At 71.8% G+C, this 2,476-nt stretch carries 3 protein-coding genes; 2 read left to right on the top strand and 1 reads right to left on the bottom strand.

What is annotated here, in order from left to right; all coding sequences use genetic code 11:
* A partial coding sequence (locus AB8Z36_RS37090) for an AfsR/SARP family transcriptional regulator (RefSeq protein ID WP_369217784.1) occupies positions 1-798 on the bottom strand: 798 nt, incomplete at its 3' end.
* 511 nt (positions 799-1,309) lie between these two features.
* Between AB8Z36_RS37090 and AB8Z36_RS37085 the strand changes: the two genes are divergently transcribed.
* Positions 1,310-1,537: a type A2 lantipeptide gene (locus AB8Z36_RS37085; RefSeq protein ID WP_369217783.1), complete on the top strand. Its 228-nt coding sequence runs from the start codon at positions 1,310-1,312 to the stop codon at positions 1,535-1,537.
* Between the two features lie 124 nt (positions 1,538-1,661).
* Complete coding sequence (locus AB8Z36_RS37080; protein ID WP_369217782.1) at positions 1,662-2,465, top strand: HlyD family efflux transporter periplasmic adaptor subunit; 804 nt, start codon at positions 1,662-1,664, stop codon at positions 2,463-2,465.
* The last annotated feature ends 11 nt before the right edge of the window (positions 2,466-2,476 follow it).

Raw genomic sequence — 2,476 nt, 5'->3', positions numbered from 1 at the left:
GGGGTCGGCCGTGAGGATGCGCTGGTGCAGTTCCCTGAGCCGTGCCCCGGGGTCGACGCCGAGTTCGTCGGCGAGCAGGTCCCGGGTCCGCCGGTAGTGGCCGAGGGCGTCGGCCGCGCGCCCGGAGCGGTACAGGGCGAGCATGAGCTGACCGGCGAGCCGCTCGTCCAGCGGGTGCGTGCCGGCCCGCGTGGTCAGCTCGGCGAGCAGCTCGCCGTGGCGGCCCTGGCGCAGCGCGAGGTCGTTGCGGTCCAGCTCCGCCGCGAGCCGTTCGCGTAGGAGGGCCTCGCGCAGCGCGCCGAACCAGGGTGTGTCCAGGGCGGCGAACGGCTCGGCACGCCAGAGGGCGAGCGCCTCCTCGAACAGGGCCACGGCCCGCTCACCGTTGCCGTGGGAGCCGTCACCGGTCCGCTCGCCGTGCGCGCTGTCCCCGGCCCGCTCCCCGTCGGCGGTGGCCCTGGCCCGTGCGACCAGTTCCCGGAAACGGTGCATGTCCACCGCCGAGGCGTCGACGACGAGCCGGTAGCCGCCGGGCTCCTTCGCGATGCGGGTGCCGGTGTCCTCGATCCGCAGCAGGGCCCTGCGCAGGCGGGAGAGGTAGCTGTAGAGAGTGGTGCGGAACCGCTGCGGGGGACGGTCCGCCCATATGCGGTCGGCCAGTTGGTCCACCGAGACGGTGCGGTTGGCGTCGACGAGGAGTGCCGCGAGGACGCCGCGCTGTCGCAAGTGGCCGATGTCGAGCGGCCCGTCCGCCACCATGACCTCGATGTCGCCGAGCACCGAGAACTGCGCCTTCACCGCCCGAACCTCCCGCTCCACCTGCACCGGCCCCACCCTGACCTGGCGATTCAAGGTCTGTCCAAGGATTGGCCACACTCGGCCGGAAACAGTTGGGCCGGCGGCGCCCGGACGGGGGGCGGGCGCCGCGCCCGGCCGGGGGTCCCGCGGGCCTTCAATGGACCTGCACATCCAATGCGCAGCGCAGTCACGGAATTCGCCGCGAGCGGCCTCCACGGTTTCCTGTACCGGCCATCGGAACCGCCCTTTGCGGCGAGAGTGTCCGCTTTGGTGGAAGGAGTCCTTCCGCTCACCTGATTTCCTTCTGTGAATATTGTGAAGGCACTGTCCCTGGCCGGTGAACACGCCTGCACGCAGCGGTGATTCGATGCCACGACCGCGCCGGAGCACCCTTGCCTCGATTGGATGTGCGACGTGCGAACGTGCTTTGATCCTGGCCACCGCGGAATTCGTCCCCAGAAATCCGCGGTGTTGAAAACACCTTTGCACCGCTCATGAGAAGGGCAGTTCCATGAACCACACCCCCCAGGTCGAGACCCTCGAGATTTCCGACGCCGACCTCGACAACGTCTCCGGTGGCCTCGTCGCCGGTGTCGCGGGCAACGTCACGGACACCGTTGACTCCATCGCCCCCGTCTCGGGCGTCGTCGGCGGCGTCGTCGGCACCGTCGAGGGTGTCACCGGCGTGAACACCGGCGCCGTCACGGGCCTGGCCTCCGGCCTGACCGCCGGTCTCTGAGCCACGGCTCACCGAGACGCATGACGCGTGAGCCCCGGAACCACTGGTTCCGGGGCTCACGGACGCCACAGGCACAGCAGATGCCGGCGCAGCAGCCGCCACGGCACAGTAAGGAAAGCGTCCCGTGCAGTTCCGCCAACAGGCCCTGTCCAAGATGCAGTCGCCCGAGGAACTCGACCTGCCGGTGCGCTACGCCCGCCCCCAGGGCCTGCTCGTCCTCGCCGTCACCCTCGTCGCCATGGCCGCCGCGGGCGTCTGGGCCGTGACCGGCTCGGTCTCCTCCACCCTCCGCGCCCCCGGCATCCTCACCCACGGCCAGGGCAGTTACGTCCTCCAGAGCCCCGTCACCGGCCAGGTGACCCGCGTCCTCGCCGACGAGGGGACACGGCTCGCCGCCGGTGCCCCCGTGCTCGAGGTCCGTACCGACCGGGGCGAGAGGGCCGTACGCGCCATCGCCGCGGGCCGGGTGACCACCGTGACCGCCAGGATCGGCACCGTCGTCCCCACCGGCGCCGACGTCGCCACCGTCGAGCGCGTCCGGGGCGACGACGACCCGCTCCTCGCCCTGGTCTACGTACCGGCGGACAGCGCGGCCACCGTGCCCCTCGGCGCCCCGGTCGACCTCACCGTGCAGTCCGCCCCCGCCGAGCGGTACGGCACCCTGCGCGGCCGGGTGAAGGCGATCGGACGGAGCGCGCAGAACACCCAGAAGGTCGCCGGTTTCCTCGGGGACAAGGAGCTCGCCGCGCGGTTCACCGAGGACGGGCCGCCCGTGGCCGTCCTCGTACGCCTCGAACACGCCACCGGCACCCGGTCCGGCTACGCCTGGTCGAAGGAGGGCCCGCCCTTCGCCCTCGACTCCATGACCCCGGCCACCGGCGCCTTCCACCTCGCCGAGCAGCACCCGATCGATTGGCTGCTTCCGTGACCGCACCGCAC

The sequence above is a fragment of the Streptomyces flavofungini genome (assembly GCF_041028215.1).
Lineage (GTDB): Bacteria > Actinomycetota > Actinomycetes > Streptomycetales > Streptomycetaceae > Streptomyces > Streptomyces flavofungini_B.
Note: the sequence above shows the minus strand (reverse complement) of the source record. Positions and strands in the feature narration are given on the sequence as shown.